Here is a 22,177-nt window from a genome sequence, read left to right as displayed (position 1 = left end):
TAGTTTTAACTTAAAAACAACAATTAATGATAACATAAAAATAATATAATGGTAAAATTAGAAATTTATTTTGCCAAATGTATAATAAAAAGGGATTTCGTTCATAATAGAAAAGACAGTAGCAATTTGGTTGCTGTCGGACAACCGCGGAGAAGACTTTTCCCCATAAGTTCTTCCTCCGGTTTCTCCTCTCCCATTAGACAAATGGAAATCATTTGTCAATTTACCCTAGATGATATATCTAGGGGCTTTTTTTATTTATTTTTTTTGTATCTAGGAATTATAAAAGCTTAAATTTGCAAATTTAAAAGCGAGTTCATAAACGAACTCGCTTTTCTAAATTTCCATTTTACTATTAAACTTAGAATGAAGAACCGCCTTTAGAGTTCATAAGTTGTTGCTCACCCATTTGTACAAGCTTACGAGTCATATGTCCTCCAACAGCTCCACAATCACGAGATGTCATGTTACCCCAGTAACCGTTTGACGGTGTTTGGATACCTAATTCGCTAGCAACTTCATACTTGAACTTATCCATTGCTTGATAAGATTCAGGTACTACTAACCAGTTACTTGAACGCTCTTGTCCAACTCCCATGTTATCACCTCCTTAAGCATAGGTTAACCCATAGCCTAAAAGTTATAACAGGAAGTTACTTCCTTTTTGTCCTTTGCGATGATACTTTATGAAAGGGTGATTTTCTGCTGATGCACCATACTGTTGTATGAACTTTTTTGCTTCTAAATGGGCTACTTCCATGATTTTATAGTCATCTATTATATCTCCAATTCTAAAGCGAGGGAGCCCACTTTGCTTGAACCCTAAAATTTCACCAGGCCCTCGCAGTTGCAAGTCCTTTTCTGCAATGTAAAAACCATCATTCGAGGAGACCATAATCTCCATTCTCTGTTTTGCTAAATCACCTTTAGTGTTCGCTAGCAAAAAACAAAATGCTGGCAGATTACTCCTTCCAACTCTCCCACGTAGCTGGTGAAGTTGCGCAAGGCCAAACCGCTCAGCATTATAAATCACAATTGCAGAAGCATTGGGTACATTGACCCCTACTTCTATTACGGTAGTGGCAACTAATATAGCAATCGAGCCTTCGATAAAACCCTTCATTATCGCTTGTTTCTCTGCATCGCTCATTCTGCCATGCAATAAACCAACCATCTCGTTTTTGAATTGGTCCGTTATTTTTATATAGATAGATTCCACATCTTCAATCTCTAGCACATCCGATTCTTCAATCAATGGACATACAATATAAACTTGTTGTTTCGCCGATAATAACTCCTGCACTTTATTCCAAACCTTTTCTTGATCACTATCAGAATAATAAGTTGTAACAACCTTCTTCCGTCCCGCAGGTAATTGATCAATTACAGAAACATCAATGTCACCAAATATTGTCATTGCCATTGTTCGTGGAATTGGTGTAGCAGTCATTAGTAATATGTCAGGATATTCACCTTTTTTCTGCAGAAGAGTCCTTTGCTGTACACCAAAACGATGTTGTTCATCAATAATAATTAATCCTAACTTTTTAAATACAACTCTATCCTGGATTAAAGCATGGGTTCCAATGATAATATCTAAACTTCCGTTTGCTATTTTTTCTAAAATTATTTGTTTTTCTTTTTTAGTCTGCCTTCCAATTAACAAACCAATTCGGACTTCGATATGCTTCAAAGTATCAATTATTGACTGAAAATGCTGGTCCGCTAGTATCTCTGTCGGTACCATTAGTACGCCTTGACAACCACTTGTCCAGTTTGCTAATAATGCTATGATGCCTACTATCGTCTTTCCTGACCCGACATCACCGTGTAACAATCGTAACATAGGTTTATTACTTTTCATGTCATTTAATATTTCATGCATCACAATTGTTTGAGGTTTTGTTAATTGAAAAGGTAACTCATAAGTAAATGACTTAATAAACTTTTCATTATACAGATGGGAGATGCCTTGATGTTCGTTTCTATATTTTTCTCGGAACAGCTGTATTTGTACTTGATATTGAAAAAACTCCTCAAACACTAGCCTTCTTTTTGCTTGACGGTATTCTTCTAGATTTGACGGATGATGAATCCATTGATAAGCAATGTTTAGATTTACTAAGCGATATTTATCTATTAAATATTGCGGTAAGTCGTCAATAATAGTATCGCACGAGTATTCTAAAGCTTTCTGAATCCACCTTCTAATTTCTTCCGTCTTTAGGTACTTAGTTGCCGGATAAATAGATACCAATTTCCCCGTTGCTTTTGGTGCATTGTGTGCATCTAATATTTCATAATGACTGACAGTAATTTGATGATATTTCAAGGAGTATTTTCCAGTAATCCATAGAGTCGTATCTGGCAGTAATTTGTGCTGTGCGAATATTTGATTAAACCATGTTGCTCGAATACTCGTATCGTTATCTAAACTAACAGACACTGTAATTTTAGATTTCCTGCCCATCTTCACTATATGCGGGGAAGAATTGATTGTGCCAATGATGGTAATTTTACTGCCATCTTCCCAGTTTTCTATTGAGGAAAGCTTGCGGTCATCATATCGAAAAGGAAAGTACTCGATTAAATCTTTGATTGTATAAATACCTAAGCTCGCAAATTGTTGAGATGTTTTTGGACCAATCCCTTTGATTACTGTTATAGGATGATCTAAGTGTACATCCATTATAATCACCTCGATGCATAAAGGCCGTCAAAAAGTGACGGCCCTAATCTAATGATAAAATTTATAATTCCGAAAAATGTGTTTCATGAACAATTACGCCCCAGGTTCCAGCACCTACATGTGTTCCTATAACAGGGCCAATATCGCAGTAAATAATATCAGATATTGAGAATTCCGAGCGCATTTGTTGTGCAAATTCTTCAATCGTCTCCAAACAATTGGCATGGCATAATGCGACTGTTAATGGTACATCTCCATAATTATTTTTAAGGATTTGTAAAATTGTCTTTTCCGCTTTTTTCTTACCTCTAGCTTTATCGACAGGCATAACTCCGCCTTCTTCATCTAATGAAAGAATTGGTTTAATATTTAATAAGGATCCAATGAGTGCACTTGCTTTTCCAATTCTTCCGCCTTTATGAAGATAATCCAAAGTGTCAACCATAAATAGTGTACGTTGGTTTCCAATAATATTATCTATAATTGCTAATATTTCTTCTTTTGTTTTGCCAGCCTTTGCTGCTTTAGCTGCAGTAATTGCTAAAAGACCAATTCCGCATGTGGCTTGTTTTGTATCAATCACATTAATATCAATTTCCGGCAACATCGACTTCGCTAAGATAGCAGATTGAAATGTACCACTCAATTTCGCACCGATATGTAAGGAAATAATCGTAATGTCTTGTTCTGTTTCTGCAAGACGTTTATAAATTTCAATAAATTCTCCAGGTGACGGTTGGGAAGTCGTTGGTAAGTCCTTCGCTTCACTAAGTAAGTGATAGAACTGTTTGGGTTGAATATCTACCCAGTCTCTATACGTTTGCTCTTTGAAATGAACCTTTAGAGAAACTCGTTCAATTCCATACTCTTGAAGCACTTCATCCGTAAGGTCAGCCGTACTATCAATTACTATCTTAATACTCATCAAGCTCCCCCTATTCTACAGAAATGATAAAGTAATACGTCGGCTGTAAACCCTCTTTAACTTCTAATTCTAAATCAGGAAACGCTTCAGCAACTTGAGATTTCAATACTTCTGTTTGGTCAGCAGCTACTTCAAAACCAGTGAAAATTGTGATAATCTCATGGGCATCCTTGTCAATCATGCGGTCTAACAGCTGTAGTGTCGTCCCCATTAAGTCCTGACCATTCACAGCAATTTCACTACCGACAATCCCTAGAAAATCGCCTTCTTGAATAGTATTACCATTAATTTGAGTATCCCTAACTGCATATGTTACTTGTCCGCTAACAACAGAAGTCATCGCTTCTTTCATAACTTCTATGTTATCATCTACCTCTTGGTCTTCATGGAAAGCAAGAATAGCTGCGATTCCTTCGGGAATCGTCTTACTTGGTATAACAATTACTTGTTTATCCTCAATAACATTAACCACTTGTTCAGATGCCAAGATGATATTTTTATTGTTCGGTAAAATAAATACTGTATCTGCATTAATATTTTTAACCGCCTTTGCCAAGTCTTCAGTAGAAGGATTCATGGACTGACCACCAAATACTATTTCGTCAGCGCCAATGGATAGGAAAATATCTCTGACCCCCTCGCCATTGGTAACAGTTACTATCCCATAATTCTTTTTCTGTTTAGCTGATGCTTCTTTCGCTTGTTCTTGCGTTTGCAACGCTTCGGATTTTAGGGATAGGTGATTATGCTGCTCCGTCATATTATCAATCTTAATACGATGTAAACTCCCTACATTCCCTGCATAAGATAATACTTTACCTGGATCAAGTGTGTGGATGTGAATTTTTACAAAATCATCATCTTTAACAACTAAAAGGGAGTCTCCTTGTTCTGACAGCGTGTTCCGTATCTCTAATTCACTAACATCTCTTGTAAAGTTCTTGATAATAAATTCTGTACAATATCCATACCCATCAGTATCATCGTTTGCATTCGATTGCTGTGGAAGACTCGTACTGGATTGTTGCTCGAATCGATATTCTATTTGTTCACCAGTTAAAGCTTCATACATCCCTTGCAAGATAATAACTAGACCTTTCCCTCCAGCATCCACCACACCTACTTCTTTTAGAACTGGAAGCATCTCAGGAGTCTGACTTAAAGTCAATTCTGCCTGTTCGATGGCAGCCTTTAGTACTTCTTCGACAGAATTTGCTCTGCGTGAAAACTTTGCAGCCGTTTTCGCAGATTCCCTAATAACTGTCAGAATTGTTCCTTCTACTGGCTTCATTACTGCTTTATAAGCTACCTCAACACCCTTTTCTAGCGCTAAGGCAAAATCTTCACCATTTACTTCCGTCATTTTTTTCGTGTGTTGACTAATCCCACGGAAAATTTGCGATAGAATAACTCCTGAATTTCCCCTAGCTCCCATCATGATTCCGCGAGCAAAATGACTCATAATATCTCCAAAAGAGTCTTGAGCGGTGCTATGCGCTTGTATTTCTTGTATTCCAGATACAAAGGATAGATTCATATTCGTTCCTGTATCACCATCAGGTACAGGGAATACATTCAAAGCATCTACACTAGCCACTTGGTTTCCAAGAGCTTTTCCACCACTTAGTAACATTGAATATATATGTTCACCACGTATTACTATCGGCATTCTCTTTCTCCCCTTATTCTGCTGAAACTTTAACTCCTTGTACAATAACACTTACTTCTTCTACCGGTACCCCTGTTAAATTTTCCAATACATATTTAACCTTCTCTTGCACATTTTGTGCTACTTCTGAAATTTTCACACCATAGCTAACAACTATATGTATAATTAATCGTATTTTTCCATCTTCAAATTTCACTTCGATTCCCTTTGCTAAATTATCTTTTTTTAGCAATTCGGCAATACCATCTTTAATTTGATGTCTACTGGCCATACCTACAATCCCATAACTATCAATTGCAGCCATACCAGCAACTGCCGCAATGACTTGTTCTCCAATATATACGACTCCATTTTCATTGTTTATAGAATACGACATTCAAACACCTCCAAAGAGTTTGACTTCATTTTACTACATATTGCTTGCAAGAAAAAGTCTAACATTTTTATTATCTCCTGTTGCACTGTTTTTTTTATTGTGCTATGATAGGAAAGTGTTTTTAAAGTCAAGGTTACGGTATTAACGTAAGGAGGTGCGAACAACATGGCAAAGCGTTGTGATATTTGTGAAAAAGAAACTCGCACAGGAAATCATGTGAGTCACTCAAATAGAAAAACGAAGCGTGAATGGAAACCTAATATTCAAAAGGTTCGTGCAGTAGTGAATGGTTCAGTAAAGCGCGTGAACATTTGCACCCGTTGCATTCGATCTGGTAAAGTTAGTCGAGCTATCTAATACCATCGAGCCGAATAAGGTTTTTTACATAATCAGAATTTAATAAATTCTGATTATAAGTAACGGCAACTAAGACATTCACCTGCGTCTTAAGGACTTGGTGTATGCCAAGTTTTGTTTATCTGAGTTAGAAAAAGACTTCTGCCTATTTCAAGGAATAGGCAGAAGTCTTTTTTCAATAGGTTAGCCACTTTTTTGAAACATGCTAATAAAGGATTTTACGATTCCTCCTAAAAATCTTGGCAACTTAATCGTATAAAAGCGCAAGTCTACCCCTCCTTAAAGTCTACATTACTTTGCGTTATAAAATAAAACACACCCTAGACCGATAAGTCCAATCCCTGCAATCATAGGCCACATCCATACGGGCATGTAGTAGATTATTATAGCTAAACCTAGAACCACGGAGACTAACCCCATACTTTTCTTAAGAGCTTTATTTTTATTTCGATAACGGAAAGTCATGTCAGCACCCCTTGCGATTTTCGGCACAATGACTCTTAATAAAATATATTCGAAATAAACAAAAAATGTGCCCAAGAACTTGTTTATTTATACAATTTTACTCAGAATAACTAAAATTATTCCCTGCTCTACCGTAATTTCCGAAACTTGTTCAATAAATTCATTGCTAATACCAATTGGACGGCTTACGTGCAACAAATCTGGCAAAGAATATTTTAATCCGATAGCGCTTGCCTTGGCAGTTTGAGTAAATGGTAAAATCGATACATAGGAGTGACTTGCTGACAATTGTAGTTTATCTTGTACTAAATAAATATGATTATAGGTACCTTCGATATGACAAGCAATTCCTTTTTCTAGAGGAATAAGCAATAGATATACTAATGCCATGGCATGGTCAAACCTACCATCTAAATCATTATATATAGTAATAGAATTTGGCTGATACTGTATTGCATAGCGGAGAGCTACTTCTGTATCTACTTCATCTTTTTCTCTTTCTAATTGAACAATCGTAACACCGTTTTCTTTGGCCCACTTTACATCTTCTTGAGAAGCTGAATCTAAATCTCCAATTAAGTACTTAGGCGGAATATTCTGTGCCCTTAAAATTCCAATCCCTGCATCTACAGCAATCAAAACATCCTTGTCCGTGCAATCGATAATCCCTTCGTACCTTCCTGTAATCATTTTAACGTGTATTAATTTATTCTCCACGTAACAGGTTCACCCTTTGTTTCAAATCAGATTTGCCAAATAAATAAGATCCTGCCACTAAAATATTGGCTCCTGCCTGGGTAACATCTCTTACTGTATGTTCATTGACTCCACCGTCAACTTGAATATCCACGTTCAGACCTTTGTTTTCGATCATTGTTCTTAATTTTTCAATCTTTCTAAGTGAGCTAGGAATAAATGATTGTCCACCAAAACCTGGGTTCACAGACATAATTAACACCATGTCTAGTTCTTCTATAACATATTCAATAACGTCCAGGGATGTTGCTGGATTTAAAGCCACTGCTGCTTTCACCTGAAAGCTTTTAATAAGTTGAATCGTACGATGTAAATGCGGACTTGCTTCTGCATGAACAGAAATAATATCAGCTCCCGCTTTACAGAAATCTGGTATATATCGATCCGCATTTTCAATCATCAAATGCACATCTAAAGGCAACGATGTAATTGGTTTAATGGACTGAACGACTAAAGGACCAATCGTAATGTTCGGAACGAAATGTCCATCCATTACATCAACATGAATCATATCGACTCCAGCTTGTTCAACTGTTTGAATTTCTTGTCCTAATTTTGCAAAATCCGCGGATAATATCGATGGTGCTATTTGAATTTTCATTTAAAAAACCTCCACTACCCTAATATTTATTTTGTAATTGTTCTTTAATTTCGTGAAAGAGCTCAACATAATGCTCGTAACGAAATTTTTGAATTTCGCCTTTCTCTACATCAGAAATAACCTGACAGCCGTCTTCTGTGATATGCGTACAACCGCGATATTTACATCCTTGTCCACGACTAAATAGTTCTACGAAATATTCCTTTAACTCCGATACATCTTCGATATTCGTCAATTCAATTTGACTAAATCCTGGAGTATCTGCGATAAATCCACCACTTGAGAGGGCATAAAGCTCCACATGACGTGTGGTGTGTTTACCTCTTCCTAATTTTGAACTTACATCTCCAACTTTCAACTCTAACCCAGATTCTATGAAATTTAACAAACTTGATTTCCCTACTCCTGATTGACCAGAAAACATCGATATTTTATCTTTAAGTGCTAATGCGAGTTCTTCTTTACCTACTTGACTTTTCGTAGATACTAAAATGACAGAGTAGCCTATAGATTCATATAGTTCTTTGTTCGAGTAAACCTCTAGAATCTCTGAATCATTCAATAAATCAATTTTGTTAATGACAATTAAAGAATCTACGCCTACAGACTCAGCCATAACTATAAAACGATCAAGCAGTCGCTGATTCCAAGCTGGCTCTTTATGAGTAAAAACGAGAATCGTTTGATCTACATTTGCTACTTTTGGACGGAAGAATTCGTTTGTTCTAGGCATAATTTCTTCAATCATTCCTTGTTGATGGCTTGTTGGTGTATAGTTTACACGGTCACCAACTAACGGGGAAACACTATTCTTCTTCAGAATACCTCGCCCTCGACATTCGTAAATATCACCAGCCGATTGATCTTGTACATAGTAAAATCCACTTAATGCCTTTACTATAGTGCCTATAGCCATAGCTATCTCCCTTCAATCAATAAAAGTCTCCATGATATTGTAGGAAAGCGGTATCAATAAGATACCGCTTTCGAATCAACGAATACTCCATTTAAATATACTTCAATGACACCAATCGTTTGCGGCGCTAACACCAGTTGTACGTTAAATAATTCTTCGTCAACGATTGTTCTCTGATAGAATACCTGGGCCTTACCACGTGCATCACTGACTTTAATTACAACATCAGATTTAGTACCTATCTGTGTAGGACGCACGAAAATCGCTTCCTCATAATACCTAGCATCCGCTGGATACCCACTAGAAATCCATAGGTCGATAATCTGTCCTTTTGTTACGGCATCATCAGCTTTCACTGGTGCTTGTCGTATCACTTCACCACGCTGAACCACATAACTTGGTTCTTGGAATATGGTTCCACGCACTAAACCATTCACTTGTAATTGTTTCTCTGCTTCTGCTAGAGATAGGGTGATTAAATTAGGCATTTTAAAGGATTCTAACCCTTTGCTAACATGAATAGTGACCGCTGTATCCCCTGGGATTACTTCTTCTCCTGCTGAAGGAACTTGATTAAATACTTCCCCTGAATTCACTTTTTCATTGAATTCCTCAATCACTTCGACTTGTAGACCTTGTTGCTCTAATAAAAATTTAGCTCTACTAGCGGTATTCCCGATAACGTTAGGAATTGTGGTCCTCTCCTTACCCTTACTTATAAAGAGCGTCAATGGAGAATAATTTACCTTTACGCGTGAGTTGCCCACAGGATCTTGTCGGATAATATGTCCCTCTGGCACTTCTTGGTCATATCTATATTCCTCGACGATATTGCTCGCTTCAAAGCCCAACTCTTCGAACTTTAGTATAGCTTCTGAAAGTAACTCACCTTCAACAACAGGTACTCGAGCCTCTGGAACATACAATATATCGGTAAATGATCGATATACATAGAGCGACACGAACACTAACAAAGCAACAAAGAAAACTGCTACACCTATTCTAAATCCCGTATGATCAATTATGCTTTTATGTTCTTCTTGTAATTGAGATGACACATCTTCTGCATTAGCAGTGTTATTCTGAATATCATTTCTATTTCTTCGAGGAGTGGTCTCTTTAATTACAGGTATTACTCTAGTCGGCTCCCCTTGTTCCACAATCGTACTTAATTTCTCTATCGAGTATTTGGGATCGAGTACATGTTTTAAATCTTTCAGTAATTTCTCAGCTGAAGGATAACGGTGTAAAGGGTCCTTCGCTAAAGTCCTAAGAACTAGATTTTCTAAATTATCCGGTATATTTTGATTATGTATGCTTGGTTCTGTAATTTCATCTTGTAAATGCTTTAATGCTACACTGATTGGGCTATCACCAGAAAACGGGAGTTTGTTCGTTAGCATTTCATACATTACAACACCTAAGGAATAGATATCTGACTTTTCAGTAGAGACACCCCCGCGGGCCTGTTCCGGAGAGAAATAATGCACAGAACCAAGAACTGATTCTGTTTGATACGTAAGAGTTGACGTTGTCACCGCTCTAGCAATCCCAAAGTCAGTAACTTTAATTCTGCCAAACTTGTTAATCAGTATATTGTGCGGTTTAATATCACGATGTATAATACCGTGTTGATGGGCATGATCTAATGCTTCAGAGATTTGTTTAGAAATCTCTATCACTTCTGCAGTGGGAAGAGGTGCACGTTCTTGAATGACTTCTTTTAATGTTTTACCATCAATGTACTCCATTACGATGTAGTGATCATCTTTTTCTTTGCCAACGTCAAAAATACTGACGACATTTGGATGGGACAAACTTGCAGCTGATTGAGCTTCATTTTCAAAGTTTTTAACAAATTCAGGATCATGAGAGAATTCACTTCGGAGTAATTTGATTGCGACAGTCCGATTGAGAATCGCGTCAGTAGCTTTATATACGACAGCCATTCCGCCACTTCCGATTTTCTCCAAAAGAACATATCGATTCCCAAGCCTTTTGTTATTCATCAGTTACTCCCCCTCTCTATGAATTTCTCATCGTTATGATTTGATAAGTTTTTAATCGCTACAATCGTAATATTGTCTTTTCCGCCAGCTTGTAGACTCTTTTCTAATAGTGAATTTACTGCATCTTCTAAGCTATGACCTTCGTAGAATGTTTGAAGGATTACCTCCGACGATATTGATTCACTTAAACCATCGGAGCAAAGCAGTAGGATGTCCTCGTATTCCCATACATGCTTGGCAATATCGATAATAACGGATGCGCTTGTTCCTAATGCTCTTGTGATCATATTTCTCTGCGGGTGATGGATTGCCTCTTCCTCAGTAATCTTACCTTGTGCCAAAAGTTCATTGACTAGCGAATGATCATCGGTAATTTGCGTTAATCCATTTTTAGAGATTATATAAGCTCGACTATCGCCTACATGTGCTATTTCCACTTGTTCAGCGTTCAATAATGCGATCACGACTGTTGTTCCCATACCCGCAAGCTGTTTATCTTCCTGTGCCGTATCGTAGACGCGTTGATTCGCGAATTTGACTGCTCTTTTAATCGCTACAGTAGAATCTATCTCATAAATTTGGTCACGATCTTCTGGATAAAACTGATCGATACCTTCTAATATTGTCTCTACTGTGATCTTACTAGCAATCTTTCCTCCTTGGTGTCCTCCCATACCATCGGCTACAATAGCAATTGACTGTTTCCCATCTTGTATTCTCACAAGAAAACTATCTTCATTGGTTTTGCGAACTAATCCTACATCACTCTTCGCGGCCCATTCCATTCCTGCTCCCACCTTTGGTTATTGTTTCGTTGCTTGAGCCCTTAATTGACCGCAAGCTGCTGCAATATCCGCCCCACGTTCTTTTCTTACCGTGACTGAAATGCCACCTTTTTCTAAAATTTGCTTGAATTTTTCTACACCATTATCATTTGTGCGTTTATTATCTCTCTCAGCAACTTCATTGACAGGAATCAAATTCACATGGCACATAAGGTGATTAAGTAACTCAGCCAATTCTCTCGCATGCTTTGGTAGGTCATTTTTGCCTTCAATTAAAGCATATTCGAAGGTTATGCGTCTTCTTGTCATATCTACAAAATCTCTACATGCTTGTATTACGTCCACCAATCGGTGCTTTTTGTTAATCGGCATGATCTCAGATCGTAATTCATCATTAGGAGCATGTAAGGAAACGGATAAAGTTACTTGTGGTGCATCCTTTATTAGATCATAAATTCTTGGAACAACTCCACAGGTAGAAAGGGTAATATGACGCTGCCCAATATTTAATCCCTTATCATGATTGATCACCTGGATAAATTTTATTGTATCATTGTAATTATCTAACGGCTCCCCAGAGCCCATAATCACGACATTACTAACCCGTTCTTTTTGGAAATCAAGAAAACGTTGTACATGCAAAACTTGTTCTACCATCTCTCCTGACGATAAATTGCGTTCAATTCCACCAATTGTAGAAGCGCAAAAAGAACATCCCATCTTGCATCCAACCTGTGTACTCACACAAACCGTATTGCCATAATTACTCGGCATTAATACGGTCTCTATATTTGCGTCATCTTGCATTGATAAGAGCCACTTGATTGTTTTATCTTTAGATACTTGTTTCATTACCTGTTTTACGCCAGGGAATATAAACTCTTCCGTCAGCTGTTGCTGAAATACTTTCGGTAAATTCGTCATTAAATCAATTTGGTTCACACGTTTCTGATAGATCCATTCATATATTTGTGCCGCACGAAATTTCGCTTGTCCCATTTTTACTACTTTATCTGACATTTCGTCAAATGTTAAATCTCCAAATAATAGTTGTTTCAAAGTTAGACCTCCGTATATTTGTTTTTAAAGCTTACGTAGTTTCGCAATAAAAAATCCATCTGAATTCATGTCTTGAGGGAAAATCTGAACCATATGCTCATGACTCATGTTAATTTTTGATTGAATTGATTCTGGTATGTACTCTTGAATTCTTGCAGGTTGAAACTCAGAGTGTTCTGCAAGAAATTGTTCTATGATATTAATATTCTCGTCTCGATTTATAGTACAAGTAGAATAGACTAAAGTTCCACCAGGTCGAACGTATTTTGCAGCATGGCGAATTAGGCGTTGTTGCAATTGAATTAAATCAGCAATTGATTCCTCTTTTATATTCCATTTTAGCTCTGGTTTTCTGCGAATGACACCTAACCCTGAGCATGGTGCATCTAAAAGGACACTTGAATAAAGCTGTTCAGACTCAAACTCCAAAAAGTCACCAAGATGTGTTTCTATGCTTTGGATTCCGAGACGTTTCGCCAATTGTTCAACTAAAGAAATCTTATGTGGGTGTATTTCATTGGCAATAACTTTACCTTTATCCCTTTGAATCTCAGCGATATGAGTCGTTTTGCCACCTGGTGCTGAACATGCATCAAGAATTAGCTCATCTGACTTTGGAGACAAGACTGTTGCAACTAGCATGGAACTTTCATCTTGTATTGTAAAGTACCCTTCGGTAAATAGTTTGTTTTGAGAAACATCACCTATTCCCTTTACATAATATGCTTCTTTCACATAGGGACTCTTTTCCCACTGAAGTTGCGTTTCACTTAGAAGGCCTTCAAAGGTACTTGGTTCTGTTTTTAATGTGTTATGTCGAATGGTGAATGGCGCAGGTTGAACCATCACTTCTAGCATTGTTTCTGTTTTTTCTAATCCATATTGCGCGATCCACTTCTCGATCATCCAGATTGGAAAGGAGTACGACAATGAAAAATACTCAATCGGTTTTCGGTCCTTATTTGGCAACAAAGGCAGTTCTGGTGATCGAATGAGATTTCGCAATACCCCGTTAACGAACGATGATATTCCTTGATGACCCCAGCGTTTTGCTGTTTCTACTGATTCATTGACAACTGCCCGTTCTGGAATTTTCTCCAAAAAACGTATTTGATATGCCGCCATGCGAAGTAATTGTTTTAACCAAGTATCAAGTGTTTCAATTTTTCTCTTAGTTAAGAAGTGATTCACTATGAAATCAATTGTATTCATTCTTTGGATTGTGCCATATACAAGTTCCGTTATTAAGCCACGATCCCTCTTATCAAAGGGAGTATCTTTTAGCTCGTTTTGTAACACTAGATTACTAAACCCGCTATTTTCTTCGATTTTTACCAATATATCTAAAGCTTTTTCTCTTGCATTGGTAACCTTACGCGTGTTCTTTTTGTTTGTGCTTTTGTTCCGATTCATCCTGTTCACTCCAGATTACGTCTTGTTTAAGCTGTTCAATCGCTATTTCGATTTCTTCGAATATTACTTGCGTATTAAAACATGGTCCATTGGGTCGAACATTCAATACACCTAACACTGGTAAAGGTAGACTGTCAATAATACCGCTGACTAAATCCCTTTCGCAAGCTACTGCTACTATCGCCTTAGGTCTTACTGATTTTACTATTTGCCTTGCTAACGTCCCACCAGTTACAACTCGTAAATGAACATGATGTTTATCTCGAATTTCCATCAATTGATTGACGGGGCATCTTCCGCACATAACACAGTTGTTAATATCTCGAGTGATTTTATGTTTGCAATCTGCGTTCTGAACGCAATGTGGTAGTAGTAAAAGGATTCTTTCGGCTGGAACTTTAATTTTTTTCGCTAACACCATTTGATTATTCACTTGAATAAATGATTGCATGATATGTTTCTTTTGAATTCTTAATATTTTCCCAATTTGCAGTGCCAAAGGAAAGAAATAGCTAATTGTAAATCGCATAAGATTTTGAACTAATGGCACTGAAAAAGATTCCGATCGGACAATGGTAATGATCATACCTCCAAACACAAGCCCTATAAACCCCATAAGAATTAAACTGGCGACGATAATCGCAGTGAAAATAGTTCTATATAATTCTGTATCCTGATTCATCCCTACATGCCATACATAGTAAATGAGTCCACTAAACAGTAATACAGCACCTAATACAAGTCCTATGAAAATTCGTTTGGGAGCGTATGCGTTAAAATCCATGAATAACTTCCTTTCTAAACCTTTAATTCTACTCTTTCCCTAAAATATCTTTTATCAATACTTTCCCACTATTCACAAAGTCTTTCCCAAGGATTTTCTTCTTACCCGCAGGTTGTAATTCTGTTAACAATAGATAACCTGCACCAGTAGCCACGACAATGCCATTTTTATCAATTCTGACAATCATCCCTGGTATATCTTCCTTAGTATCATTTTCTTCCATGCTCTGATTTCTATTCATCGGGTAAATTTCACTAGCCCATACCTTCAACACTTGATTCTGATAGTATGTGTAAGCTCCTGGCCATGGATTTAACCCTCTAATTTGATTATATATTGTAATTGCTGGTTTGTCCCAATCAATTCGTTCATCTTCACGACAAATGTTATATGCAAATGTAGCTTCACTTTCTGTCTGTTCCACCGGATTAAGACGACCTGCGATCAAATCTGGTAATGTCTCTATTAACAATTCTGCGCCTGCCTGTGTTACTTTCTCATAGACAATACCCGTGGTATCAGTAGGTAAAATAGCAACTTTCTTCTGAGTAAGCATAGGACCAGCGTCTAATTTCTGAACCATATACATAATGGTAACACCAGTCTCAGTTTCTCCATTAATCACTGACCAATGGATGGGTGCTCCTCCCCTATACTTAGGCAATAATGACGCATGCACATTGATACAACCAAGCTTCGGGATTGCCAAAAAATCATTCGACAAGATTTGTCCAAATGCGGCAGTAACCACTAAATCAATATCTAACTGTTGAAAACGTTCCACTTCTTCTCTTTTAGAGATTTTTTCTGGTTGGTATACAGGAATATTATATTGTTCAGCCAGAACCTTTACTGGCGGTGGAGCTAATTGTAATTTTCTTCCTTTTGGACGGTCCGGTTGTGTAACGACGCCAATCACATTATATTGATTGTCAATTAATGCTTGTAAACAAGGAACCGCAAAGTCAGGTGTACCCATGAACAAAATGCGCATTCTATTACCTCCTTGTCAATTCGATATTTCTTATTTCGTTATCTCTTATTCTCATAGATGTTTTCTGCTATATCGAGAAATACAACACCATTCAAGTGATCGATTTCGTGTTGTAAAGCCCTCGCTAATAGTCCTGTGCCTTCGACTGTAAATTCTTCACCATTTCGGTCTAATGCCTTCACTTTAACAAACTCTGATCGGCATACCTCTCCAGTAAGTCCTGGAAAGCTCAAGCATCCTTCTGGTCCAGGCATTTCACCCGATGCATCAATAACTTCTGGATTAATTAACTCAATTATTCCATCACCAATATCGATGATAACTACACGTTTTAGGATACCAATCTGTGGGGCAGCTAAGCCAACACCATCAGCATCATACATAGTATCCGCCATATCATCTAATAATTTATGGACATTTTTGTTGATATTTTGAACAGGAATTGATACTTCTCGCAATACTGGATCTTCATTTTTTCGTATGATACGAATTGCCATTACAATCACTCCAATAATTTTATAATAACACTTGCGGATTCACATCAATATTAAGTATAACATTACTTTTATACATGATATCTGCAATTCCTGCAACTGCAGTTTGTATCATTTGACTTGTTTCGTTCCATTGTGCATATTTAAGAATAATGCTAAATCGGAACTGATTTTTAATTTTTGAAATAGGGGACGGCGTTGGACCAAGAATGAAGATTCTCGAATCATGCTGTTGATTGATTTGTTCTAACATATCGACAAACTTCTTAGCGAAATCCCTTGCAGTCTGTTCTGCACTATGGGTCACAGTGAAATATACCAATCGACTAAATGGCGGATAACCTAACTTTTTCCTCATTTCAATTTCCGCTTGATAAAACTCCTGGTATCGGTAATGAATGGCGTGTTGGATACTATAGTGGTCATGGTTATAGCTCTGCACAATGACTTTCCCTTGTACATGGTGCCTCCCCGCTCTTCCAGCGACTTGAGTAATGAGTTGAAATGTCTTCTCCGCAGCTCTAAAGTCAGGAAGATTCAATCCAACATCAGAAGAAATAATACCCACTGTAGCGACATTAGGAAAATCTAACCCCTTTGCTACCATTTGTGTCCCTATCAAAATATCTGCTTTGCCACTATGAAACTGTTGAATGATTGCTTGATGGGAACCTTTTTTCTTGGTCGTATCGACATCCATTCGTAACACTTTTGCTGTGGGCAATAGTTCACGAATTTGCTCTTCTATTTTTTCAGTGCCTAATCCAAATAGTTGTAAGTTATCACCCTTACAGGTTTCGCATCGATTCACGTGGTCTATTTGATGATTACAATAATGACACTGAAGCTTACTTGCTTTATGATGATAAGTCATCGATACATGACAAAACGGGCAATAACTCACTTTCCCGCAATCTCGACAGATTACGGTATTTGAATGTCCCCTACGATTTAGAAATAGAATAGATTGGTGCCCATTTTCATAGGTACTGATTAATTCTTCTTGTAGTAAGTGACTAAAGGAGCTGTAATTGTTTTTAGAAAGTTCTTTCCTCATATCAACAATGAGCATTTCAGGCATTTCTTGTTGATGTACTCTTTCTTTAAGCTCCAAAAGCTTATATTTACCAGTTTGAGCGCAGAAATAAGACTCTACTGACGGAGTAGCACTGCCTAATACAATTACACTTTCATGCCATTTCGCCCGAAAAATAGCGATTTCTCTAGCATCATAACGTGGTGTCTCTTCTTGCTTATAACTTGCCTCGTGTTCTTCGTCTATGATTATAATCCCGATATTATGAAATGGAGCAAATATCGCTGAACGAGCACCAATCACTACTTCTGCTTGTCCACTTCGTATTCTTCTCCACTCATCATATCTTTCTCCAACGCTTAATCGACTGTGCATAATGGCTACTTTGTCACCAAAGCGCTGCTTAAATCTGTCGACAATGATAGGGGTTAAAGATATTTCTGGAACTAACACAATTGCCTGTCGTTTTTTCTTAAGTACACTGTCAATAGCCTGAATGTAAACTTCTGTCTTTCCACTACCTGTAACGCCATGTAAGAGAAAGATATCCTTCGTGCGCTGGTCAATACTTTCCTTGATTTGTTGTAAGCTTAGCTTTTGCTCATCCGTCAGTTGCGAAATGTTAGTTTGAGGCAAAAAAGGTTGGGAATCTGGGGTTCTTAATATCTCTTTTTCAGTAATAGTGATATACCCTGCGTTCTCCATTGCTTTCAGTGTTTGCCTAGTAGAACCAAGCTTTTGTATTATCGAAGTGACTGCCATTCCGCTCGCATATTCAGGCATCAATAATAACTTTGCGATTGCTTTTTGTTTGGGTGCCTTCTTAAACATTTGATCAAGCACTTTATCCTGATCACTATTGAGTTCGTCTAACGTATGAAACTCAATCGGTTTTAAATTCCACTTTGCATATTGTAGAACTTGGGGCCTAGATTGAATCGAGAATGCTTTTTTTTCTTCTATATAATTCATTTTCTTTAGATGTTCTAGGGTTTGCTCAATGTCTTTAAACTTTTCTTGCAATTGGATCAATCGAGAATTCGGATGAAATATTAAGTAATTTAAGATTTCTCTCTCGAGCTCACTAATAATAATATCTTGTAATTGTTCCGCTGTGATCGTGCTATTGATAACCAATTGAGCAGAAGATTTAATACCCGCAGGAAGCATGGATTGCCAAACTGTCGTTTTCCGATTGAAATACCGTTCCGACATCCACTGTCCTAATTGCAACATTTCTTCACTTAAAACAGGAAGATCATCTAATAATTCGTCAATCATCTTAATCTTTGATATGTCTATATCAACTAAATCCGTTTGTATATCCGTAACAAAACCTTCAACCTTTTTCCTACCAAATGGTACGATTACGCGCATTCCCTTCATAAGAGAACTCTGTAGTTCATTAGGGACTTTATACGTATAATAGCCTTCACCTTTCGTAGGCACGTCTACCATCACTTTAGCATACATTCTAATCACTCTTTATTTTGAATTTGTTCAAGAATCCTTCTCGCTATTATCTGTTTGGACTGAAGCGGTAAATCTATGGATTGTCCACTTCGCGTTAGGATTGTTACTTTATTATTATCGACCATGAAACCACTATCACCATGTGATATGTCATTAGCCACAATCATATCAAGATCTTTTCGCAATAATTTACTTTTCGCGTTATCTATAACATTTTCGCTTTCTGCCGCAAAACCAACAATCACCTGATGAGGCAGTTTATGATTTTTAATTTCCAATAGAATATCAGAGTTTTTTTCAAGTTCTATCGTCATAAACCCATCGGTCTTTTTTATTTTTTGCGATGCAAATTGCTTTGGTCGATAGTCTGCGACAGCCGCTGATTTGATAACAATATCATGTCTCGGCAATTCTTCCAGTACAGCATTTAGCATTTGTTCTGCCGTAATGACTTGGATTACGGAGACCCCCTTTGGCACTGCCAAATTTGTAGGCCCAGATATTAACATCACTTTAGCGCCAAGAATGACGGCGGCTTCTGCTAAAGCATAACCCATCTTGCCACTAGAATAGTTCGATATATAACGTACAGGGTCTATTGCTTCTTGCGTTGGACCTGCCGTAATTAGAATGTGCTTCCCATGCAACGAAAGATTGTTCGGTGCATCTATATTGATTAATTGATTTACAGCATTAATTATTTTGTTTTCATCCGCAAGACGACCTTTTCCGTGGTAACCACATGCTAGATAACCTTCATCAGGTTCAATAAAATGGTAACCATACCGCATTAACTCTTGAATGTTACTCTGAACAATTGGGTTCTCATACATATGAACATTCATTGCCGGTGCAAAAAGTACTGGTTTTCTGGTAGCCATAAGGATTGTAGAGACGAAATCATCCGCGATTCCGTGCCGAACTTTTCCGATGATATTCGCTGTGGCTGGCGCTATTAGAATGCAATCTGCCCATTCTGCCCATTCAATATGGCTGACACCTGCATCAGGTGTTTCAAATGTATCACTAATTACCCGATTTCCGGTCAAGGATTGAAACGTTAGAGGGGTTATGAACTCTGTTGCTGACTGCGTCATCATGACTCGCACATCGTTCCCATTTTGTTTTAGTTTACTACAGATATTTGCTACTTTATAGGCTGCTATTCCACCAGTAACTCCAATCACTACTCGTTTCACAACGTATCCCTCCATCGTCACATACTATATATCTTTAGTGTAACATATTTTTAATATAAGGATAAAAATAAAAGACAACCTGTGGCTGCCTTTTACTGATTATTTATTTTCATGTACACAGTTAATTTTTTTGTTATAGATTTCTTCAAGTCCAATTCCTACATTTTTCTTGTTATGCGTGGATAATAATAGAGACTCTTCACCTTCATTAAGAATTCTTGCTCTTTTTGAAGCTGCCACTACTAACGTATATTTACTGTCTACCATTGTTAACAATTTATCAATTGATGGATATAACATATTTTAACCCCCTATTCGCTTACAACCATTGTTCATACTTGATTTTGTTTCGTTCCACTTTACAATGTTCTGCATTCACAATTGACTCGACTAACTCACAAGTGAGTTGGATATCATCATTGACTACGCAGTAATCATAATGCTGTATCAGTTTCATTTCTTGTTCCATCGCTTTTAAACGCCTGTTCATCGACTCATCTGTTTCAGAAGCACGTTCTAATATTCTACGTTTTAACTCCTCAACATTCGGAGGAACTAAAAATATAAAGATTCCTTCTTTCCCAACACGCTTCCGTACCTGTAAAGCACCTTGTACTTCAATCTCAAGAATTACATCATACCCTGCTTTTAACTGATCTTGTACGAAACTATACGGGGTTCCATAATAATTATCTACATATTTCGCCCATTCAAGCAACTCGCCATTATTTATCATATCTTCAAACTCTTCTTTTTGTTTAAAGAAATAATCGACCCCATTGGCTTCTCCTTCTCGAGGAGCTCGAGTTGTCGCAGATACCGAATATTTTAGATGTTGCAATTTCTGTCTACAACGAATTTGCTTGCAAACAGTACCTTTTCCCACACCTGAAGGCCCTGATAAAACAATTAATAATCCTTCTTCTCTATTCATACTTACCTCTATTCATCACTTTCATCAGCAGCTGATGAAGAAGAAGTATCTTTTGATGTCAGGCGATGAGCCACTGTTTCTGGTTGAACTGCCGATAGAATCACATGATCACTGTCCGTTATAATGACAGCTCGTGTTCTACGACCATAAGTTGCGTCTATTAACATACCACGGTCTCTTGCTTCTTGTATGATACGTTTAATAGGTGCTGACTCCGGACTTACAATGGAAATAATTCGATGGGCAGATACGATATTACCAAACCCAATATTTATAAGCTTAATACTCATAATGACTCCTCCTAATCAATAGACAAACTCTATTTTTACCTAATTTTCACTATTTACTCAACATTTTGAACTTGTTCCCTTATTTTTTCCAATTCACTTTTGACTTCAATTACATAATTACTTAAATCTATATGATTTGCTTTTGAACCAATGGTATTGATTTCACGATTCATTTCTTGTACTAAGAAATCTAACTTCCTGCCAATAGCGTCTTCCTCTTTTAAAAACTTGCGAAATTGATATATATGGCTTTTCAACCTCGTAAGTTCTTCATCTATGTTCGTCCGATCGGCAAATATAACGACTTCAAGTGCTAAACGATCTTCATCAATGTTGATGTCTACTAATAATTCATTTAATCTTTTTCTTAATTTATCAGTATATTCAGTAATTGATGAAAGGATTGTAGTTTCGATGCTTGATACATACTCTTCTGTGACTGCTAGACGATTTTGGAAATCCTGCTCAAGACTTATCCCTTCATTTTTTCGAAACTCTAAGAGTTCGACAAGGGCTTGTTCAACGAGTAATCCTAATGGCTCAGCAAACTCATCCACTGAAATTTCGAACTTTTTCACTGAAACGGCGTCAGGAAGTCTCATGATATCAAGTATTGATAAGTCATTTTTGACATCTGGATGCTCTTCGGCAATTTTCTTGGCTGCTATAATATATGCTGCGATGATATCAGGATTGATTTGAATTGATTCTTGTAAACCTTTGTCTTGCTCAATGGTTATAAATACATCAACTCTACCACGTTTTACACGATCACCAATTCGCTTTTTGATTGGCTCTTCTAATGAAATGATATCGCGAGGCATTCGAATCACAACCTCTTTGTAGCGATGATTCACAGCCTTCATCTCAACAGTAACACTGTAGCCAAGAAAAGATTGAGTTGATCTCCCGTAGCCAGTCATACTTTTTAACATATGTATCCTTCTCTCAAT

At 37.3% G+C, this 22,177-nt stretch carries 24 protein-coding genes; 1 reads left to right on the top strand and 23 read right to left on the bottom strand.

Going from position 1 to position 22,177, the window contains the following annotated elements; genetic code table 11:
- Positions 1-361: 361 nt before the first annotated feature.
- From BHU72_RS06710 to BHU72_RS06690, 5 genes are all read right to left on the bottom strand, one after another.
- Positions 362-598 (bottom strand): alpha/beta-type small acid-soluble spore protein, encoded by a 237-nt coding sequence (locus tag BHU72_RS06710; protein ID WP_069701849.1) that lies wholly within the window; start codon positions 596-598, stop codon positions 362-364.
- Between the two features lie 42 nt (positions 599-640).
- Positions 641-2,689: an ATP-dependent DNA helicase RecG gene (recG, locus tag BHU72_RS06705; protein ID WP_069701848.1), complete on the bottom strand. Its 2,049-nt coding sequence runs from the start codon at positions 2,687-2,689 to the stop codon at positions 641-643.
- A 61-nt stretch (positions 2,690-2,750) separates the two neighbouring features.
- On the bottom strand, positions 2,751-3,614 hold the full coding sequence (locus BHU72_RS06700) for a DegV family protein (protein WP_245671866.1): 864 nt from the start codon (positions 3,612-3,614) through the stop codon (positions 2,751-2,753).
- 10 nt (positions 3,615-3,624) lie between these two features.
- Positions 3,625-5,283 carry a DAK2 domain-containing protein gene (locus BHU72_RS06695; protein WP_069701846.1) on the bottom strand — a complete coding sequence of 553 codons (1,659 nt, stop codon included), beginning with the start codon at positions 5,281-5,283 and terminating at the stop codon, positions 3,625-3,627.
- A 13-nt stretch (positions 5,284-5,296) separates the two neighbouring features.
- Entirely contained in the window at positions 5,297-5,659 is a 363-nt protein-coding gene (locus tag BHU72_RS06690) for an Asp23/Gls24 family envelope stress response protein (RefSeq protein ID WP_069701845.1), read from the bottom strand.
- A 165-nt stretch (positions 5,660-5,824) separates the two neighbouring features.
- On the opposite strand from BHU72_RS06690, the gene rpmB reads away from it, so the two are divergent.
- Positions 5,825-6,016, top strand: a complete 192-nt coding sequence (gene rpmB / locus BHU72_RS06685; protein ID WP_069701844.1) for a 50S ribosomal protein L28 — start codon at positions 5,825-5,827, stop codon at positions 6,014-6,016.
- A gap of 183 nt (positions 6,017-6,199) precedes the next feature.
- On the opposite strand, the gene spoVM is transcribed toward rpmB, so the two are convergent.
- The 18 genes from spoVM to BHU72_RS06600 all read right to left on the bottom strand — a co-directional run bounded on the left by spoVM (position 6,200) and on the right by BHU72_RS06600 (position 22,159).
- Positions 6,200-6,283: a stage V sporulation protein SpoVM gene (gene spoVM, locus BHU72_RS16520; protein WP_069701843.1), complete on the bottom strand. Its 84-nt coding sequence runs from the start codon at positions 6,281-6,283 to the stop codon at positions 6,200-6,202.
- A 24-nt stretch (positions 6,284-6,307) separates the two neighbouring features.
- The gene (locus tag BHU72_RS15850; protein ID WP_176720423.1) at positions 6,308-6,481 is read right to left on the bottom strand and encodes a hypothetical protein; all 174 of its coding nucleotides are present in this window, start codon (positions 6,479-6,481) and stop codon (positions 6,308-6,310) included.
- A gap of 87 nt (positions 6,482-6,568) precedes the next feature.
- Positions 6,569-7,198 (bottom strand): thiamine diphosphokinase, encoded by a 630-nt coding sequence (locus BHU72_RS06675; RefSeq protein WP_069701842.1) that lies wholly within the window; start codon positions 7,196-7,198, stop codon positions 6,569-6,571.
- Complete coding sequence (rpe, locus tag BHU72_RS06670; RefSeq protein ID WP_069701841.1) at positions 7,188-7,838, bottom strand: ribulose-phosphate 3-epimerase; 651 nt, start codon at positions 7,836-7,838, stop codon at positions 7,188-7,190. Before rpe ends, BHU72_RS06675 begins: the two co-directional genes overlap by 11 nt.
- A gap of 19 nt (positions 7,839-7,857) precedes the next feature.
- Positions 7,858-8,754 (bottom strand): ribosome small subunit-dependent GTPase A, encoded by an 897-nt coding sequence (gene rsgA, locus BHU72_RS06665; RefSeq protein ID WP_069701840.1) that lies wholly within the window; start codon positions 8,752-8,754, stop codon positions 7,858-7,860.
- Positions 8,755-8,807: 53 nt separating this feature from the next.
- Entirely contained in the window at positions 8,808-10,763 is a 1,956-nt protein-coding gene (gene pknB, locus BHU72_RS06660) for a Stk1 family PASTA domain-containing Ser/Thr kinase (RefSeq protein ID WP_083248301.1), read from the bottom strand.
- Entirely contained in the window at positions 10,763-11,548 is a 786-nt protein-coding gene (locus BHU72_RS06655) for a Stp1/IreP family PP2C-type Ser/Thr phosphatase (protein WP_069701839.1), read from the bottom strand. Before BHU72_RS06655 ends, pknB begins: the two co-directional genes overlap by 1 nt.
- Positions 11,549-11,566: 18 nt before the next feature.
- Complete coding sequence (gene rlmN, locus BHU72_RS06650; protein ID WP_069701838.1) at positions 11,567-12,607, bottom strand: dual-specificity RNA methyltransferase RlmN; 1,041 nt, start codon at positions 12,605-12,607, stop codon at positions 11,567-11,569.
- A 24-nt stretch (positions 12,608-12,631) separates the two neighbouring features.
- The gene (gene rsmB / locus BHU72_RS06645; protein ID WP_069701837.1) at positions 12,632-14,020 is read right to left on the bottom strand and encodes a 16S rRNA (cytosine(967)-C(5))-methyltransferase RsmB; all 1,389 of its coding nucleotides are present in this window, start codon (positions 14,018-14,020) and stop codon (positions 12,632-12,634) included.
- Positions 13,980-14,804 carry a DUF116 domain-containing protein gene (locus BHU72_RS06640; protein ID WP_069701836.1) on the bottom strand — a complete coding sequence of 275 codons (825 nt, stop codon included), beginning with the start codon at positions 14,802-14,804 and terminating at the stop codon, positions 13,980-13,982. The genes rsmB and BHU72_RS06640 overlap by 41 nt, the downstream gene beginning before the upstream one ends.
- Before the next feature lie 28 nt (positions 14,805-14,832).
- Complete coding sequence (fmt, locus tag BHU72_RS06635) at positions 14,833-15,798, bottom strand: methionyl-tRNA formyltransferase (protein WP_069701835.1); 966 nt, start codon at positions 15,796-15,798, stop codon at positions 14,833-14,835.
- A 38-nt stretch (positions 15,799-15,836) separates the two neighbouring features.
- Positions 15,837-16,295, bottom strand: coding sequence for a peptide deformylase (gene def / locus BHU72_RS06630; RefSeq protein WP_069701834.1), 459 nt, complete (start codon positions 16,293-16,295; stop codon positions 15,837-15,839).
- Between the two features lie 19 nt (positions 16,296-16,314).
- Complete coding sequence (gene priA / locus BHU72_RS06625; protein ID WP_069701833.1) at positions 16,315-18,801, bottom strand: primosomal protein N'; 2,487 nt, start codon at positions 18,799-18,801, stop codon at positions 16,315-16,317.
- A 5-nt stretch (positions 18,802-18,806) separates the two neighbouring features.
- On the bottom strand, positions 18,807-20,000 hold the full coding sequence (gene coaBC, locus BHU72_RS06620; RefSeq protein ID WP_301553498.1) for a bifunctional phosphopantothenoylcysteine decarboxylase/phosphopantothenate--cysteine ligase CoaBC: 1,194 nt from the start codon (positions 19,998-20,000) through the stop codon (positions 18,807-18,809).
- 99 nt (positions 20,001-20,099) lie between these two features.
- Positions 20,100-20,300 (bottom strand): DNA-directed RNA polymerase subunit omega, encoded by a 201-nt coding sequence (gene rpoZ / locus BHU72_RS06615; protein WP_069701832.1) that lies wholly within the window; start codon positions 20,298-20,300, stop codon positions 20,100-20,102.
- A gap of 19 nt (positions 20,301-20,319) precedes the next feature.
- Complete coding sequence (gmk, locus tag BHU72_RS06610) at positions 20,320-20,934, bottom strand: guanylate kinase (RefSeq protein WP_069701831.1); 615 nt, start codon at positions 20,932-20,934, stop codon at positions 20,320-20,322.
- A gap of 8 nt (positions 20,935-20,942) precedes the next feature.
- Complete coding sequence (remA, locus tag BHU72_RS06605; protein ID WP_069701830.1) at positions 20,943-21,224, bottom strand: extracellular matrix/biofilm regulator RemA; 282 nt, start codon at positions 21,222-21,224, stop codon at positions 20,943-20,945.
- A gap of 53 nt (positions 21,225-21,277) precedes the next feature.
- Positions 21,278-22,159, bottom strand: coding sequence for a YicC/YloC family endoribonuclease (locus BHU72_RS06600; protein WP_069701829.1), 882 nt, complete (start codon positions 22,157-22,159; stop codon positions 21,278-21,280).
- Positions 22,160-22,177 lie beyond the last annotated feature (18 nt).

Origin of the sequence: Desulfuribacillus stibiiarsenatis (assembly GCF_001742305.1) — a bacterium.
In the GTDB taxonomy this organism is placed as follows: Bacteria; Bacillota; Bacilli; order Desulfuribacillales; family Desulfuribacillaceae; genus Desulfuribacillus_A; species Desulfuribacillus_A stibiiarsenatis.
This window is presented reverse-complemented; position numbering and strand designations above follow the sequence as displayed.

Excerpts from the sequence above, each read along its gene's own strand:
- priA (WP_069701833.1), bottom strand. The coding sequence starts at position 18,801 with ATGTATGCTAAAGTGATGGTAGACGTGCCTACGAAAGGTGAAGGCTAT.
- rpe (WP_069701841.1), bottom strand. The coding sequence starts at position 7,838 with ATGAAAATTCAAATAGCACCATCGATATTATCCGCGGATTTTGCAAAA.
- fmt (WP_069701835.1), bottom strand. The coding sequence starts at position 15,798 with ATGCGCATTTTGTTCATGGGTACACCTGACTTTGCGGTTCCTTGTTTA.
- BHU72_RS06640 (WP_069701836.1), bottom strand. The coding sequence starts at position 14,804 with ATGGATTTTAACGCATACGCTCCCAAACGAATTTTCATAGGACTTGTA.
- rpoZ (WP_069701832.1), bottom strand. The coding sequence starts at position 20,300 with ATGTTATATCCATCAATTGATAAATTGTTAACAATGGTAGACAGTAAA.
- BHU72_RS06600 (WP_069701829.1), bottom strand. The coding sequence starts at position 22,159 with ATGTTAAAAAGTATGACTGGCTACGGGAGATCAACTCAATCTTTTCTT.
- BHU72_RS06700 (WP_245671866.1), bottom strand. The coding sequence starts at position 3,614 with ATGAGTATTAAGATAGTAATTGATAGTACGGCTGACCTTACGGATGAA.
- remA (WP_069701830.1), bottom strand. The coding sequence starts at position 21,224 with ATGAGTATTAAGCTTATAAATATTGGGTTTGGTAATATCGTATCTGCC.
- rsgA (WP_069701840.1), bottom strand. The coding sequence starts at position 8,754 with ATGGCTATAGGCACTATAGTAAAGGCATTAAGTGGATTTTACTATGTA.
- rpmB (WP_069701844.1), top strand. The coding sequence starts at position 5,825 with ATGGCAAAGCGTTGTGATATTTGTGAAAAAGAAACTCGCACAGGAAAT.
- BHU72_RS06695 (WP_069701846.1), bottom strand. The coding sequence starts at position 5,283 with ATGCCGATAGTAATACGTGGTGAACATATATATTCAATGTTACTAAGT.
- recG (WP_069701848.1), bottom strand. The coding sequence starts at position 2,689 with ATGGATGTACACTTAGATCATCCTATAACAGTAATCAAAGGGATTGGT.
- BHU72_RS06710 (WP_069701849.1), bottom strand. The coding sequence starts at position 598 with ATGGGAGTTGGACAAGAGCGTTCAAGTAACTGGTTAGTAGTACCTGAA.
- def (WP_069701834.1), bottom strand. The coding sequence starts at position 16,295 with ATGGCAATTCGTATCATACGAAAAAATGAAGATCCAGTATTGCGAGAA.
- pknB (WP_083248301.1), bottom strand. The coding sequence starts at position 10,763 with ATGAATAACAAAAGGCTTGGGAATCGATATGTTCTTTTGGAGAAAATC.
- BHU72_RS15850 (WP_176720423.1), bottom strand. The coding sequence starts at position 6,481 with ATGACTTTCCGTTATCGAAATAAAAATAAAGCTCTTAAGAAAAGTATG.
- BHU72_RS06655 (WP_069701839.1), bottom strand. The coding sequence starts at position 11,548 with ATGGAATGGGCCGCGAAGAGTGATGTAGGATTAGTTCGCAAAACCAAT.
- BHU72_RS06690 (WP_069701845.1), bottom strand. The coding sequence starts at position 5,659 with ATGTCGTATTCTATAAACAATGAAAATGGAGTCGTATATATTGGAGAA.
- gmk (WP_069701831.1), bottom strand. The coding sequence starts at position 20,934 with ATGAATAGAGAAGAAGGATTATTAATTGTTTTATCAGGGCCTTCAGGT.
- rsmB (WP_069701837.1), bottom strand. The coding sequence starts at position 14,020 with ATGAATCGGAACAAAAGCACAAACAAAAAGAACACGCGTAAGGTTACC.